Annotated in this window: 13 protein-coding genes; 2 read left to right on the forward strand and 11 right to left on the reverse strand. The window is 49.0% G+C overall.

Annotated elements, in window-relative coordinates; genetic code table 11:
• The 9 genes from VNQ80_RS00950 to VNQ80_RS00990 all read right to left on the reverse strand — a co-directional run.
• Positions 1-2449: hypothetical protein (locus VNQ80_RS00950; protein ID WP_325635447.1), on the reverse strand; the 2449-nt coding region annotated here is incomplete at its 3' end.
• Positions 2450-2527: 78 nt separating this feature from the next.
• The gene (locus VNQ80_RS00955; protein ID WP_325635449.1) at positions 2528-3172 is read right to left on the reverse strand and encodes a response regulator transcription factor; all 645 of its coding nucleotides are present in this window, start codon (positions 3170-3172) and stop codon (positions 2528-2530) included.
• Positions 3173-3283: 111 nt separating this feature from the next.
• A complete protein-coding gene (locus VNQ80_RS00960; protein WP_325635451.1) occupies positions 3284-3625 on the reverse strand; it encodes a hypothetical protein in 342 nt (113 codons plus the stop codon).
• A gap of 248 nt (positions 3626-3873) precedes the next feature.
• A complete protein-coding gene (locus VNQ80_RS00965) occupies positions 3874-4515 on the reverse strand; it encodes a response regulator transcription factor (RefSeq protein WP_325635453.1) in 642 nt (213 codons plus the stop codon).
• Positions 4516-4623: 108 nt separating this feature from the next.
• Entirely contained in the window at positions 4624-5253 is a 630-nt protein-coding gene (locus VNQ80_RS00970; RefSeq protein ID WP_325635455.1) for a response regulator transcription factor, read from the reverse strand.
• 103 nt (positions 5254-5356) lie between these two features.
• Positions 5357-6118 carry a hypothetical protein gene (locus VNQ80_RS00975; RefSeq protein WP_325635457.1) on the reverse strand — a complete coding sequence of 254 codons (762 nt, stop codon included), beginning with the start codon at positions 6116-6118 and terminating at the stop codon, positions 5357-5359.
• Entirely contained in the window at positions 6103-9102 is a 3000-nt protein-coding gene (locus VNQ80_RS00980; protein ID WP_325635459.1) for a histidine kinase, read from the reverse strand. The genes VNQ80_RS00975 and VNQ80_RS00980 overlap by 16 nt, the downstream gene beginning before the upstream one ends.
• A 31-nt stretch (positions 9103-9133) precedes the next feature.
• A complete protein-coding gene (gene msrA / locus VNQ80_RS00985; protein WP_325635461.1) occupies positions 9134-9661 on the reverse strand; it encodes a peptide-methionine (S)-S-oxide reductase MsrA in 528 nt (175 codons plus the stop codon).
• 174 nt (positions 9662-9835) lie between these two features.
• On the reverse strand, positions 9836-10858 hold the full coding sequence (locus VNQ80_RS00990; protein WP_325635463.1) for a N(4)-(beta-N-acetylglucosaminyl)-L-asparaginase: 1023 nt from the start codon (positions 10856-10858) through the stop codon (positions 9836-9838).
• A gap of 171 nt (positions 10859-11029) precedes the next feature.
• Between VNQ80_RS00990 and VNQ80_RS00995 the strand changes: the two genes are divergently transcribed.
• Positions 11030-12262 (forward strand): NlpC/P60 family protein, encoded by a 1233-nt coding sequence (locus VNQ80_RS00995; RefSeq protein ID WP_325635465.1) that lies wholly within the window; start codon positions 11030-11032, stop codon positions 12260-12262.
• Positions 12263-12292: 30 nt separating this feature from the next.
• Positions 12293-13351, forward strand: a complete 1059-nt coding sequence (locus VNQ80_RS01000) for a dipeptide epimerase (protein ID WP_325635467.1) — start codon at positions 12293-12295, stop codon at positions 13349-13351.
• Here the strand turns inward: VNQ80_RS01000 and VNQ80_RS01005 are convergent.
• Together VNQ80_RS01005 and VNQ80_RS01010 are read right to left on the reverse strand one after the other, a co-directional pair.
• Positions 13348-14739 carry a putative oxidoreductase C-terminal domain-containing protein gene (locus tag VNQ80_RS01005; RefSeq protein ID WP_325635469.1) on the reverse strand — a complete coding sequence of 464 codons (1392 nt, stop codon included), beginning with the start codon at positions 14737-14739 and terminating at the stop codon, positions 13348-13350. The two genes, VNQ80_RS01000 and VNQ80_RS01005, sit on opposite strands and share 4 nt — an antisense overlap.
• Before the next feature lie 174 nt (positions 14740-14913).
• Entirely contained in the window at positions 14914-16335 is a 1422-nt protein-coding gene (locus VNQ80_RS01010) for a Gfo/Idh/MocA family oxidoreductase (protein WP_325635471.1), read from the reverse strand.
• Positions 16336-16359: the final 24 nt, after the last annotated feature.

Raw genomic sequence — 16359 nt, forward strand, 5'->3', positions numbered from 1 at the left:
GCAACACCGTCCCCGAGGAAACGCCCAGGTTGTTCCCATTCGCATCTTTCAACTGAACGGTGACCAACGTGCTGCCGTCGGTCGTGATGCTGCCAGAGGCCGCTGTGATCGTGGTCGTGCCAACAGAGGCCGCACCGGCTACGAACTCAATAGTAACAGGACTACCGTTAGAAACTGGCGTTGCTGTTCCTTCAATCGGTACAGTGGCCGTAACTTCTGCTTCACCGGCTAGTGAAGAAGCCAATGTCGCCGTAGCCAAACCGTTTGCATCTGTCGAGACCGTAACAACTGCTGCGGCCGGATCACCACCATTATCCAAAAGACCATGCGTAGCGGTGAACACTATTTCTACATCCGGTTGATGAATATTATTTCCATAAGTATCTTTCAACTGTACACCAACAGTGGCTATTTCAACCCCGGCGATACGTTCGGTCTCGTCGACACTGAGTAGTGTGCCATTGGGACCGACGGAAATACTACCTGCCATGATTGTAATATCAACCTCATCCGAACCGCCTCCGGGTAAGGTCTCACCGCTTTGACGCGTGGCAGTAATTGTGTAATCACCTGCTTTGGTGTTCTCATAGCTAAAAGTAACACTTGCGCTACCTGCCGAGACGGTCACTGGACTTAGAGGGTCGAAAGTTGGTTCACCGTCGCCATTACTCGACAAACCAAACTCCGTATCCGTGGAAACTGCTTTGGTATTGCCATCTGCATCGACAACCGTCAATGTAAATTCATCACTTGCTATCCCGGCTGTTCCTTCCGTTGGCCCAGTCAATGTGACGGTATGTGCTGGACCAGGACTGAATGAAGCAGTGACATCTTTATCATCGTCCATCGTCAGGTTCATTGGGGTAGTATTCGCCGGATTGTCGTCCCAACCGCCGAACGTTGAAATTCCTTGAGCAGCGGCCGACAGCCTGATATTCGCCATATATGGAAGGGAAAGTGTCTGTTCGCCGTTACTGGATTGGAGAGCTGCGCCATCGTTTAATCCAATGATGGAACTGAATTGTGCCCCTTTGGTCGTCAATCCATTATATTCAGCATCCGCTAAGGCTTGCAATATCCCATCAAAAATAGGATCACCAGCAGCATTGTGCGCAATGGATACTGCTCCTTGGCCAGTACCGCTAAAGCCCAAGGTCAAATCAACAGCACAGTCACCTGTTTCACATCGTTCAACAGCTGGTTGAGGACCATTTTCATCACCCCAATGATTGAGTTCCATTTTTACGTCGGCATTATTCCGTAAATTGCCGACATGGTGATTTAATCCTTCTGGTAAGCCGATATCTTCTCCTGAACCACCTGCTGGGCCGGAGAAGTTGTCATCAATCTCGTTTCCCTCAAATTTGACCATTCGAAAGACCGCGCGCACAGCAGGTTCTTGGCCTTCCGGCGTGACAGCAGTTTGCTGCAAATGCACCCCGCCCCCGTGCCGATAGACAGCACCCGAAGCATAACCGGATTGAAAACCCCGGACCGTGTTATGCTGGACTTCACCTCCATACATGATCAATGAGGCATATACAAAAACATGAATACCCCCCCCTTCCCCCCGATGCGAGTAAGGGTTCTCCCGTGCAATATTCTCTTTGATGACGGAATTAATAATGATCCCTTCTCCTAAACCGACAACAACTGGCACCCCTATTGCTGAACGTCCTTCAAGGAAAATACCACCGCCATGGCTATCGCTCTTATTGCCGGAAACCTCTGAATCCATCAATATGAGTTTACCCCCATTACTATGAATACCTCCGCCACGGCTATCCGATGAACCGACAAAAAGTGGTTCCAAAGTTGGTGCTACGCCCTTCGCATAATTATTTGAAATCGTTGAAGCATTTATTTTCAGTAAACCCTTAAGACTATAAATACCACCCCCATTTCCGTGCAATACGGTACCATCGGCAGTATTCTCGGAAATTATCGAATTGTTCAACGTAAGATTACTACCATTATTAAATATTCCCCCTCCGGCCGCCCTATCGGCAAGATTAAATTTTGTATTGAGTATAGCAGAAGACCCCGAAGCAGTATTTCCTTTGACCTCCATGCGATTCAGCGTCACATCCCATCCTTCATGTATAAAAATCCCCCCGCCTTCGCCATTCCTCACATCGCCCCCCGTAATCGTCAGGTCTTCCAATATCAGCGTAGCTCCCTGGTTATCTGTTTGCCCAACCGTAAACACCCGCTGATTGGTACTCGTTTGTTGGATGGTAGTAATCCCCGCTCCTGCCCCACGGATGGTGATGGTTTTGTTATCGGGAATAACGAGTGCCGTACTTATCGGATAGGTAGTCGCACTCAAGGTAAGTGTGCCGCCATTCGGCGTATTATTAATATCAATCTGAAGATCCTGTGTATAAGACAAACTAGGATACAACCCTACAAAGAGGGCAACGAAAGTGACTACTTTCCGTATTCTCAACCTTAAAGTCCCGCTTTGATCATTCTTTTTCGTAATCATTTCTATTGGTTAGAATGGTATTATGTACTTATTTTATCGCTATATTGGTTTATTATACTTCTCCACCATCTCCCCCCGACTATTCAACTGCAACTTCCCATATACATTCCTTATATGGAATTTTACCGTACCTATGGTGATAGAAAGCTTCTCGGCTACTTGTTTATATGTATCCCCTTGTTGCAATAGGGAGACGATTTCCGCTTCGCGGGTGGTAAGCTGCTCACCGGCCGTACCGCTTTCACGATGTCCAAGGGCATTGAAATGCCCGAGAATCATCCGGGCGACTTGTGGGCTCATCAGCGAACCACCCCGAAGTACTTCCAACAGACGCACTTCCACTTGTGGCAATGGGGTGTTTTTCAATAGATAGTCTGACGCCCCGGCACAAATGGCCTGGAAAACGGTCTCCTTGTCTTCAAACACGGTAAACATGACGATTTGGGTGGTGGCTGATTTCCGCTTCGCGTACCACGCCACCTCAACACCTGATTTCCCAGGCAGGCTGACATCGCACAGCAACAGGTCTATGCGCTGTTCCTTCCAGCTTTCGAAAAATTGCTCGGCAGACCCTTCAGCCAAAATCGGCTTGAAATTTGGTGACGACGAGAAATACGCAAGCAATGCATCAAGAATGACAGGCTTGTCTTCGACTATAGCTAAATAATAATTAGCGGATCCCATTGGGTTCTTTCATGAGGTAGTTACATGACTTAACGACCACAAATGTATGCCCCTCAGGAATACGTTTTCCCACCCAAGTGGGTGGTTTTTCAGATTGTTACAGGCAGTTATCTAGGCAACGTCAGGCGTCCGCTGCCGAAGAAGCACCCCAAAGGCGCGATCCATCCGCACATCGATGATAACCTCGTCACTGTCGTTATCCGCAAAATCGGCTTGGATAGTCATCTTGCACCTGCCACCCAACTGTACCTTGGCAGACGTGATGTGCCGGTGCAAGTGTACCTTGGCCCAGGGTTCCTTGCCATCATCAACGCCAATGGCGTCCTCCCGGGTCGACACCAAGTAGTCTTCAATCCGACTAGCCCCAATAAAATCGAGCAACTCTGTTTCACCGAAATACGCCACAGCTTGGGCGATATCGACATTTTTTAACTGTAAATCCAAACTTTCCATAGGTATGCTGGTTTATCAATTTGAGCATGAATCAATTAGTTGGCAAAGTTAAGATATTCCGTTTAGGAATAAACTACCTAAAAAGGGCAGTTTCCGAACAATCGTCTTTCTAGCACGAAAGACAAGCGGATGGATGGAGCGGAAAAAGGTTTGATTTCAAAAATGCATGCATCCGGCAAGGATACCAGCGTTGCGTTCTACCACCGCAACATGGGGATCCGGTATCCGCCGGCGTGCATGCAAGGCTTTCAGGTTGGCCGCTTATATTTAGTAATCAGTTCTGAACGGCTGTTGATTTGCAACTTGCCGTATATGTTTCGGATATGGTATTTCACGGTATCCACACTGATGTGGGTTTGCGTGGCGACCTGCTTGTATGAATGGCCATCCTGCAACAAAGAGACGATTTCAATCTCTCTCGGCGTAAGCCGCTCGACATCTGCATAGGGTTTGTCCAAATAAGGGTTGAAATGGCCGATAACCATGCGGGCTACATGCGGACTCATCACCGATCCGCCATTTAATACTTCAATCAATCGCTCTTCTACCTGCGGCAACGGTGTGTTTTTCAATAAGTAGCCCGATGCGCCGGCACAAAGGGCCTGGAAAATTGCGTCCTTATCGTCAAAGACGGTATACATGACCACCTGCGTAGACGACGACCGCCGCTTCACATACCACGCTACCTCAATACCCGACTTGCCAGGCAAACCGATATCACACAGGAGTAAGTCGATGCGCTGGTCATCCCAACGTTCCATAAACTGTTCGGCAGAATCAGCCGCAAAGACCAGGTCGAATCGTTCGGACGCTCCAAAAAATGCTGTAAGCGAATCGAGAATGACGCGTCTGTCTTCTATAATTGCCAACGTGTTCTTGTCTGACTTCATGTCTTGTTTTTCATCGAGATGCTTACAAAAGTAATGGATACGGCAATAAGTTTTCCCACCCAAAGGGGTGGTTCTTCAAAAACAAGGGAATGGCAATGGCTTAGCGATTTAGTATTTGTTGACCAGTTCAGACCTTGAATTAATCTGTAGCTTGCTATAAATATTGCGTATATGGAATTTTACGGTATCCACGCTGATAAAAAGCCGTTCGGAAACGGTCCGGTAAGTCGCCCCGTGCTGCAACATGGATACAATCTCGATTTCCCGATGGGTAAGCCGGTCGATTGCCCTATTATCCTTGTCCAGCAACGGGTTGAAATAACCAACCACCATCCGCGCTACCTGAGGGCTCATCACCGAACCGCCGTCCATCACCTCCAACAACTGCTCTTCAATCTTAGCCATCGGTGTGTCTTTGAGCAAATAGCCGGAAGCACCGGCACAAAGGGCTTGGAAGATAGTTTCCTTGTCTTCAAATACCGTAAACATCACTACTTGGGTGGCAAACGATTTACGCTTGACGTACCAAGTTGCTTCTATACCCGATTTGCCGGGCAAGCCGATGTCACAAAGTAAAATATCGATACGCTGGTCTTTCCAACGATCTATAAAAGCTTCGGTGGAGGTGGAGCAAAATAGAAGGTTGAATGGCGGCGATGTCTTGAAATACGACTCCAGCACTTTCAGGATAACCGGGTTATCTTCTATGATAACCAAATTGAATGTTTCATTTTTCATAACGTAGCAAAAATTATCCCAACTGATTAGGAATAGCGTTTTTCATGGTGCGATAAAGGTACTATATTCCTCATTCGGCAACACTACCCGTTTGGTGTAGTTTTTAAAATATATTGCCTGATCGCCGAAATCGCAATGCGAAACATACCCAAATACTGAACAACAGGTAAAACCCGCTGATCCAAATGAGTTGATGGGCATCTTTCAAAATGTACGATGCCTGTATCTGGTTAAACAGGATATTCAGTATCATGCTCACCTGCAGTGCAATAAACAGCGAGTAGATGACTGTCAACGCATATAGCGAATAGAGGAGCTGTTTAGGCACACCACCCTCCTCGGTATCGGCCAGAAAAAGCAAACGCCACTGCGCCAATAAATAAGCAAATGACAAAACTAAGCGGATGACATAGTGCCACTGCTGGTCGATAAATCCATATTCGTGCTCAAAGCCCATGCGCATGTTGCTTGTCAACTGTGCCATAAGGGCTTGTTTTTCAACCGCACTTGAGAGGGCATAGGGCATAATATCAATAAGCCCGAAAACAAACGGCAACAAGTGCAGGTACCAGTAACGGGCCAACTTGCGCCTTCGCTGCAGTTTGAGCCATGCGTAAAAATAGGTACAAGGTGCAATGAGATAATATAGCGGAATCCCCTTGTTGTATAGATTGGGAATATAGACAATGTAGCCGGTGAGCACCATCATGTAAATAAATGCATACCACATAATGGCAAACAACGCCACGCTTAATAGCAGTTCGGCTAGATCACGCCATCGATAATAATCAATAATACGCAGCACGATACTCAATGCACTGAGCGCAATACCCGCTACCGCAAAGCCAATCACCCATGCGTCCATGTCAAACCGAGGTATTTAAAGGGATTTACGAAAAAACCGCTACGGATAGGTACCACAACAGACACTTCATATCCATCGGCAAACCGCTCCGCCTTAAACATTGCATCGAGCTGCGCGGCACGCAATTGCATGTTGCGGTACCCATGGCCCCTCCGGCTTGTAGTTTGTTCCGCGCGCTGCTTGCCTGATCCGTCATTGCGGACAACCATCTCAATATACCTGCCGGTATGATGCAGTTTAATATGGACCGCCTTCGCGTTGGCGTGTTTGCAAATATTATGTAAGGCTTCTTTAAAAATCAGGTAAAGGTTCTGCCGTATCTTCTGCGAAATCTTCCGGTCATCCTGTTGATCAAAGTCGAAGGTTACCACGGCATCTATCGGCTCTAGCAATTGGGAAACAAGAAATTTCATACGGTCGCTCAGACTACCCTGCTGGTTGTTGCGCGAATCGACCGCCCAGATGATATCGTCCATCATTTGTATGGCTTCGCGACTATAGCTTCCGATCGATTCGATGGAACTGGCGTGATGGTCCTTGAGGCGAAGGAGGTCGGTTTGCATGGAGATACCCGTAAGCAAACCACCTACCTCATCGTGCAAGTCGCGCGAGATACGTTTTCGCAGGCGTTCTTCGCCCTTGATCTTCCGCGCCCGCTCATATACGACATAACCCGCTATCCCCCCTACAAATAGAATCAACAACGCGTAAAACGCGAACGTTTCCGTGAAAACGGGATTCTTGGCAACCAACCACGTATGTTCCGATGCCACTCCACCGCCGTTGGTCGCTTCCATTTTTACAGACACATAGTATTCGCCAGCCGATAGGCCGGATAGGTTAATCTGGGCCGAGGCAGGCATCTCTTGGTACTCCTTCATAAACGGCGCTATCTTGAACAGCATCCGGTATACCCGCCTGTACGAGTCGGGGCGTGCAAAATCCATCGAAAACCAAACGGCGTCAGCAGGCAATTTGAGTGTATCGCCCAACTGCTTCCGGCCATACCCTTCTACATAACGATTTGAATGCATTCCGAGCCGGATGGCGGAAAGCTGCGGATGGGGGGCAGCGACATCGGCAGCCAGCAACAACTGGTCGGGCTTGAACGAAATGTAACCACCTATACCACCCATAAACAACTTGCCCTCCTCGGCATCGTAATACGTGGCCTGATGGTTGAACTCTTCAAAAGGTAGCCCATCCGTATGGTAATAGTTAAAAATCCGACCACCTTTGCGCACGGATAGTCCCTCGTGTGTACCTAGGAAAAGCGCGTCATCCGCCCAAGCCATTTGGTACACGGTATTGCTCGCCAGCCCATGCTCGATGTTAATCATGCTGGCACGCCCTTCACCATCGATGACAATAAGCCCCTGCCCCTTTGTTGCCAAATAAACCGTGTCTCCACGCTGAATATGCGCATAAACGTTCACGTCGGTATTTTCTGTGGGGTATATTTTATGTAACTGATTTCGCCTCCAAGTAAAATAACCCTGATCTGTGGTAAACGCTATGCTTCCTCCATGCAAGGATATCGACTGTACCCGCATGCCCCGACTGAAGAATCCGGATACGGGGCATATCAAAGGGGTAACTTCTCCAGACGACCGTGCATATTTCCATATCCCGTTATAGGTGCCTACCAAGAGTGTATCGGCCACATAGTTAACCATACAATAAGCCATACCGGTAAAACGTTCTTGGCTGTCGGGTAGCGGACGTACCGGGGCGGGCGACACGTTACCGCGGATAAGATAGGCCAGGAAATCGCCTTCCAACGCAATACAAGTGGTATCTGGCGACAGCGCTAAGAAGGCGTAGTAATTGTTTTCAGGGGCTCGGGTAAACGGGGCCAATTCGCCCTCGTGGGGCAACGCATCAAGATACCCATAGCCACCAAAATAATAGGTCCCTCCCTGTTTAATCATACCGCGGGCACTCCCACAATTGATAAAATCGAAGGTAACGTTTGCCGGAAAAACACTATATAACCCTTGATCGGTACACAACAGCCATTCGTCGCCAGCACGCTGCCAGCCATTGAGTCGCTTATATAAGATGTGTTCGTTGAATTGATGGGTTCCGGTGGCCAACAGCCGGAAAGCGGTATCCCGGCTGAACTCGAAATATTGGGTCTCATGGAAGACAACTATCTTGTCTTCCGTTTCGAACGACCAATGGTTCCAATTGGTGAAATCGGTGGTGCGAAAGACAGACCGCGGCATAGCGCGCAATACCTCACCGTCGAATAGGTAATAACCCTGCGAATAAATTCGAATGAGTACCCCGCCGGCCACCGGAAGTAGGTCTTCCATACGATTAAACAAGCCCTCCGGAAAAGGTGATACGGTCTGGCGGTCGGTCGCCAAGTCATACCCATACAGATTGTCTCCGAAAGCCAGCCAAAGCCGGTCGCGATCGGCTACGAGGAGCCTGCCCACCGGACGACGTTCGAAAACGGCATACGGATTAAACTGGAAAAGCAATCGCTTGTTTTGTTCACCGATAAGCCAGACGTTGCCGCGCCGATCTGCCAAATAGAATGCATCATCGGAAGCGAAAAATGAAACCACCTGCCGGCCCGCTAACTCACCCAACGGATGATCCCGTTCTATGAACGACCACGAGTTTAGGTCAAATATTGCAAGCCCATTGCGGGTGCTGATCCACAGGCGCCCCCACGGATCGGCGTGCAGTGCATTTGCTTCATAAAACGGCAGTTCTTTGCCATACAGTTTTGAAAAGGGGGTGACGGAAACCCCGTCAAAACGATAAATCAGCCCGCCGGATAACATCCATACCATCCCAAAGGGATCCTTGGTAGCTGTGTTGATCATCATGTGGTGCTTGTCTACACCAGGAAGTACTTGGGCATGGTGATATGGTGATGCATCAAGCTGGAAGGTAATCGAGACCATTCCGATCAACAGCGTCATTACCGCTCGGCTCCACATTTTGCCTTTTGGTCTAGTATCCTTCATTGGTAGATGAATTCCAAAGTTAGAAAATTATCTAATGTCTTAGGAAATCATCCCGGTTTTTTAGAAATTTTTGAAGCTTTGGCGCAATCACCGCTGCACAATAGGGATTTTGTGGGTTGTTGTTATAATAATCATGATGGTAATCTTCCGCTTCATAAAAGGGCTGCGCCGGTACTACCTCTGTTACAATCGGGGAATCGTATACTTCATGCGCCGATAACTGGCGAATAAATGCTTCCGCTTCAACACGCTGGCTCTCATTGTGGTAAAATATAGCCGATCTGTATTGGGTCCCTACATCATTGCCCTGCCTATTAAGGGTGGTAGGGTCATGCGTCTTGAAAAACACCGCTAAGAGCGCCTCGTAAGGCAGCGTTGCCTCATCATAATCAATCTGCACAACTTCTACATGCCCTGTAGCGCCACTACAAACCTGTTCATAGGTTGGATGCTCACGGCTGCCCCCCATATATCCCGGGCTCACATGCCTCACTCCTTCCAATTGTTGGAAAATCACTTCAGTGCACCAAAAGCACCCGCCACCGAATGTTGCTACCATTGTTGTTGTTGTTGTTTGCCTTTTGCTGTTTTGCTTTTTGCTAGTTGTCGATTCTCCGTCATTAACCGGCTACTCACCACGCCCCCTCCATCCACTAAATCCGTGTTCCCATGCCCACATCATCAAATCACCATCTCATCATTAAACACGGATTAGATGAAACAAAATCTAAAATCAATACACGTGCTCACCATCCACCAGTAAGTCCCGCTGATTCGTATCACACACGGCATATGAAAAGCCATTTTGTAATGAAAAAGCGCCATATTCTCCACCTTTATTCAACGCGAGAAATCCGACCTGGATTTTCTTGGCGGTTTCGGGCTTCTTTTTAATGATGCGTTCCACAGCCTCACGGCAAGCATCGCGCGGTGATAAACCCTGCCTCATCAACTCAACAACAAGAAAACTACCCACTGTCCGGATCACCTCTTCACCCACACCGGTGGCCGTAGCGCCACCCACCTCGTTATCGACGTAAAGTCCTGCTCCGATAATCGGACTATCCCCTACACGGCCACGCATTTTGAAGGCCATACCACTGGTCGTACATGCGCCCGAAAGATGACCATTGCTATCTAGCGCCAGCATACCGATGGTATCGTGGTTATACTGGTTACCCGGCAGCTTGTCCGTGGTATACGATTCATTTTCGATATTGATCACGGGCTCGTATTTACCTTCTTTGAGCCAAGCCTTCCACGCGGCCTCGCCTTCAGGTGTAAGGAGCCTTTCCCGTTCGAACCCATTCTCGAGCGCAAACTGCAAAGCGCCTTCGCCGACGAGCATTACGTGGGGTGTTTTCTCCATGACCAGCCGCGCTACCGAAATTGGGTGAGCTATGTGTTCCAGCGCCGCGACAGCACCGCAATTACCCTGATGATCCATGATACACGCGTCTAACGTGACGTGGCCGTCGCGATCCGGATACCCCCCTTTACCAACGGTTAGGTTTGATAAATCGGCTTCCGGTATGCGGACACCCGCTTCCACCGCATCCAATGCACTACCGCCACCATCCAATACCTCCCATGCGGCTTGGTTTGCCGCTACACCAAAGTTCCAAGTAGATATGACGATCGGTTTATTGATTGCCCTATTTGTTCGCTGCGTGGCGGTGGCAGCCGTAAGTCCACCTATCGAAAACACCGAAGCACCAATTGTCCCTGCTTTTATAAATGTCCTTCTGTCAATCATTTACTTCTTTGCTTTTTTGAATATGGATCTCGTCTAAACCGATACAAGTAACGCAAATTTCGACAGGTTGCTGCGGTGCATTTTCATGCAGGCAATGCTGCCATTTACAATGATTTCATCAAAAAATTGTACAATACCGAATTATCCGCTAACTTCGTATGAAACATACCCATGATGAAAATCCGCTATGTATTTCTATTAACATTGTTTTATAGTTGTATTTACATCCCAGTCAATGCACAAACCCATTTGCAGGATTCTGCTGAATACAACAAAATCACGCATATTGTTGAAGAAATAAAAACCCTATATGCACCTGACCAACGTACGGCGCTTTTCGAGTTGCACCCGCCGAATGAGGGCTTATCGGCTCACTACCAAGTGACGACTACAGAAGCAGAAGCACTGCCTGCTTTTCGTCGTCAGCTTGCCAATAATGACATCTCCGAAACAAATATAATGATAAATCTATTGCCTGACAGTAGTGTGGGTGAGAATGTTTCGGGTGTGGTAAATCTTTCGGTGGCAAACTTACGGGTGACGCCGCGCAACCAAGCCGAGCTGGCATCGCAGGTGTTGTTGGGCACAACGGTGGACTTACTACAACAAGCCAATGGATACTATCGGGCACGCACGCCCGAAGGGTATATCGGCTGGGTAAGTACCTCGTCGGTTACGCCCATGTCTCCGGAAGAAGTTGGCCGATGGAAATTGGCTAGAAAAGTCATCTTCACCGCTGATTTTGGACATGCTTACACGGAACCTGACCTCCAATCGCTGCGCGTTTCTGACTTAGTGATGGGCAATTTACTGATTGCTTTGGATCAGACCAACGGGTTCTACCACGTACAATATCCGGACGGGCGTCTTGCTTACGTAGCCGATGAGTTGGTCCGCCCCTTTGACGAGTGGCTGGGTACAAATAACGTGACAGCAGAGAGCGTATTAGCTATTGCCAAAACCATGATGGGCGTCCCCTATCTTTGGGGGGGCACTTCGATAAAAGGTGTAGATTGTAGTGGCTTTACCAAAACGGCCTATTTCATGAATGGGATTATCATACCGCGGGATGCATCGCAACAAGTACTGGTAGGTGAACCAATCGACATCTTATCGGCCGACACATTAAATACCGAAAAGGCACTCCGAAACCTCCGTCCTGCCGACCTACTCTTTTTCGCCTCGGGCCAAGGGCGGTCATCCGACGCGCGGATTACACATGTGGCGCTCTACCTGGGCAATGGTGAGTTTATACATGCTGCAGGCACGGTACGCATCAACAGCATGCTTCCAGAGGCATCCAATTATAGCGACTTCCAGTCGCGGACGTTGGTGGCTGCACGGAGGTATGTGGGGCAGGAAGATACCGGTCTGAAGGCAGTTGCTACAAACCCGTCCTATTAGTCTAGTCACTCATGAAAATCGTCAAAAAGTATGCAAACAACCATCCGTAAGTTTGGAAACTTTACGTTAAGATACCGCCCCTATACCCTTGAGCTTCGGCATGTGTTTACCATTGCTGCGGGCTCACGTAGTACCACCCCCGTTGTGCTCACCGCGTTGGAATATGATGGAACCGTGGGCTATGGCGAAGCTTCAATGCCGCCTTATCTAGGCGAGTCGCACGAAAGTGTATTGGCATTTCTGAACCGGGTAGACCTTTCCGGCTTCGACGACCCCTTCCATATGGCCGATATCCTCGCCTATATCGATCAGCTTGCCCCGAAAAACACGGCGGCCAAAGCCGCGGTAGACATCGCCCTGCATGATTTGGTAGGCAAAATCATGGGCCAGCCTTGGCACCGGATATGGGGGTATAATCCCGCCGATACACCCAATACATCCTTTACCATCGGTATTGATACTGCCAAAGTGGTGCGGCAAAAAGTAAAAGAGGCTGCACCCTATAAGCTACTCAAAGTGAAACTCGGACTCGATACGGATAAGATGATGATTGAAACCATTCGTGAGGTTACAGACAAGCCCCTCTGCGCTGACGTAAACCAAGGTTGGAAGCAGCGAGAAAAGGGCTTGGAAATGGCGCATTGGCTGGCCGATCGCGGCGTTATATTCCTTGAACAACCGATGCCTAAGGAGCAGGTAGACGACAACGCATGGCTTACGGAAAACAGCCCGATACCTACCATCGGCGACGAAGCTGTACAGCGCCTTGAAGATGTGCACAGCGCGTATGGTGTCTATAGCGGCATCAACATCAAGCTGATGAAATGCACCGGCATGCGCGAAGCGCACCAGATGGCTGAGCTGGCACGAGCCTTCGGCATGAAAGTAATGCTGGGATGCATGACAGAGACCTCGTGTGCCATTTCCGCTGCCGCCCAATTGTCGCCGGTAGTGGACTGGGCCGATCTAGACGGCGCACTCCTTACCAGCAACGACGTATACCACGGCATGGAGGTGGTAGATGGCAAAGTGGTATTGCCCCATGCACCTGGCATCGGTATCCGATTAGCGGGCGATGGAATAATCTAAGGTGCCGTTACTGTTTCTGCTTCCGTGAGTGCCTTCGTTGTCAAATAATATTTAGCAATCATATTAGGCACTTCCCATTCGGGCATTGCACCCGATTCCAGGAAGCCAAGGTATTTCTCAGTCACTTGTGCAAAATGCTCCTCATGGGTTGTCACCAATGACGGGTCAACGCTTACGCGGTACCGACCGGGAGCAACAGGCTCAAATGCCAACCCTTTGTAGTCGGCACGCAGCTGTTCAATCGCTTGGGTAAGGGCAGCCTCAAATGCCGCTGTGTCCCGCTCGCCCGTCGATTCTACATACAGCACCGGTTTGTATCCTTCTTCCGCGCCTTGCTTGATAATCAAATCGGCGTACTTTCCGCGCATGATTGAATAGTGGGTGTCGCCCGTACCCTGCGGGGCCTCGAAATTCCAAATAACCGATACCTTGGCATGTACGCCTTTCAGTGTATAATTAATTTCGCCATTGGCAAATACGGCGAGATTACCATCTTCGCGGACCGATTCCTCAAGGAATGCCGGAATTTCCTGTTGCCCTGTTGAGCGTTCGAACTGGGCCGGTGATAGTAGCGTTGGCCATCGCTTGGCAGATATCAGCTCGATATCCCGCTCATGGTCGATGACTTCGCCTGGAAAACTTTCCCATTGAACCATGTCTACCAAATGCGTGGTCACGTCAACTAATCCCTCACCCTGCTGCCGCGAATCGTAAAACCACACGGGGCGCACCAACGGCTTGCCCGACACTTCTTTAAAGAAATGGTGCACACTTTCCTTGGTAATGGCCGGGTTGTCGGCAGTGCCTTTTTCCAACCCACCGAAAAAATCGGGGACCTGCGACAACTCCTTTTGCAGCATCGTGTTGATTTCGTACCGCTCAGTCATGATATCATAAAGCAAAACTCCCTGCTCGTCCGCCTTCGCAAATGCATCCACCAATTTCGAAAAACCTTCCGTATTAATGGCCATGGGTTTATCGGCAAGTACATTCAACCCGGCATCAATAGACCGCGTAATGTAATCGATTTTGTCTCGATTGTTACCTGCCAATACAACGACGTTACCTTTCCGCTCTTCCAGCATTCTTTCCAAGAAATCAGTTCCGGTATAAATTGCCTCGTCCCACCGTGTTGGCGATTCGCCTCGTGTATTGTATTGATCGATCAATGCGAGATAGGCATCCAACTCCACCCCCTCAGGCGCATAAACATGGACTACGCTATCTACCTGCGGATACATGCTTTTCTGCACCAACGCCGCGTGGAAATGACCGGGTGCTACGGTAATCAACTGAATATCTTTACGCTGCATATTATCTTGACTTGGATTGCACGATGCAAGGCATACCGCAGTAATTAAGGTAATCAATCCCGTTTGTTTTTTCATTCGAATAAATTTGCTTTTTTAACGGTAATGAAGCTTGCATAAATCATTCATATCTTTTTATTTTTTATGGCAATTTATGCAAGTCTCATTTATTTCTTTATTTCGACCACTATCCCAGACAATCAACTAAAAACTTACGATTGTCAATTATCAACTGTCAACTATCAACTAAAACTAACCTTTCACATACGACGTGCCATAAGGGAATCGTTGCGGACGGGAAAGTAATGCATTTGCCTCTTTATCGCGGATAAACTGTTCTTTTTTCGCATTCCACCGGAGTTTACGCCCCAGCTTCATCGCTGCATGAGCAATGAGGCAGGCCGATCCTGAACGGTGCGCTATCTCAACGTGGCTGATGGTCTGCTTACCGTTGCGAATACATTCCAACCAGTTTTGGTGTTGCTCGGGGCTTTCATAGAGTTTAGTTTCGTTCTCGCCAATCACGGATTGGAGTATCTTGTTGTCACTTGCTTTGAAAGCTTCGTTTTCCTTGCCATCGCCGGCCCCGGGATCGGTGGCGGTAACCCCCACGTTCCCCCGCGACACGAATATCCACCCTTCTGTCCCTTCGAACCGGACGCCGTTAGGATTTTTTCCGCTAATCTGCATCACCACGTCATTGGGGTATAGCATCTGTACTTCAAAATCGCCATGCACATTCCACAGCCCGCTTGTTGGGAAATTCGCCCAGCCTTCCGCTTCCAGCGGGCCACTCAATTCCGTACCAAGCCCCCAATGGGCAATATCGATGTGGTGCGATCCCCATCCGGTAATCATGCCTGCACCAAATTGCTCGCACCGCAACCATCCCGGACGGGCGTAAAGATCGGTTTGCGAATGTACGCGATCGAGTGTATACGGCACCAGCGGCGTAGAACCCAGCCAACGGTCGTAGTCTAGGTTTTCCGGCACGGGCATCTCGGCCGGATTGCCCCCTGCGGGATCACCTGGAAGGCCAACAATGACCCGCTTGATGGTACCAATACGACCGTTACGCACCAATTCGCATGTCCGTTTGAACTGGGGCCATGGATTAACGGAGCGCTGCTGGCTTCCGAGTTGGAACACCACACCCTTACGTGCCACCACATCAGCCATCATGCGCCCTTCTTGAATGGTAAGCGACGTGGGTTTCTGCAGGTAAATATGCTTCCCGGCAATAGCCGCTTCCATTGCTGGTTGGGCATGCCAGTGATCCGGCGTGCTGATTACCACGGCATCGATATCTTTATTGGCAATCAATTCACGGTAGTCCTCATACGTTCTCACGTCAACTGGAGACTTTCCTCCGTTTTTCTTTGCTTGCTGTTGTTCTAACCATTCCTTGCCCGCCATAGCTCGGCTGCGATCAACATCGGCGACCGCAACGATACGCACATAATCGTGTTTCAACACTTCGGGCAGGTCATGCGACTTGGCAATACGGCCAAAGCCAATTTGCCCGATATTGATGCGGTTGCTCGGCGCGTTCTTCCCAAATACCGATGCCGGCACGATGGTTGGAAAGGCAGCGGCTGTTGCCAACAAAGCAGCGCCGCCAGCGGTTTGTTTGATGAATGCCCGTCTATTCAATTGCTTATTTCGTGTATCCATAATCTACTTATTTATTTTGCGTTT

It is taken from the genome of Parapedobacter sp. (assembly GCF_035556095.1).
Classification (GTDB): Bacteria; Bacteroidota; Bacteroidia; order Sphingobacteriales; family Sphingobacteriaceae; genus Parapedobacter.